The following is a 309-nucleotide window of genomic DNA, read 5'->3' as shown; positions in this document are numbered from 1 at the left end:
ACTAACTTGATCACTTGATAGCCCTGCTTTTGCAATCGCAACAACACCTTGCTGAATCAACAAGCTTTCGAGTGCTTGTGCATTTTCAAGTGCTTGTGCAGATACTGCAACAACCGCTGGTTTTTGACCTAAACGTGCAGCACGTGCTTCAGCAGTCACAGGCTCATTATGTGCAGTCCACTCAACTGCCGCTTCGACCATACCCGCACCGACAGTGACGTTGCTTAAACGATCAATAAAAATGAATGAACCTGTATAACGACTGTCATGATAACGATCAAATACAACAGGCGCATCAAACTCAATCGT

The 309-nt window shown here is 45.0% G+C and carries 1 protein-coding gene; it reads right to left on the bottom strand.

The annotated features are described in order from the left end of the window. Positions 1-309: elongation factor 1-alpha C-terminal domain-related protein (locus FLQ44_RS10165; RefSeq protein ID WP_439144918.1), on the bottom strand; the 309-nt coding region annotated here is incomplete at both ends.

Source organism: Vogesella mureinivorans, assembly GCF_007644035.1.
Lineage (GTDB): Bacteria > Pseudomonadota > Gammaproteobacteria > Burkholderiales > Chromobacteriaceae > Vogesella > Vogesella mureinivorans.
Note: the sequence above shows the minus strand (reverse complement) of the source record. Positions and strands in the feature narration are given on the sequence as shown.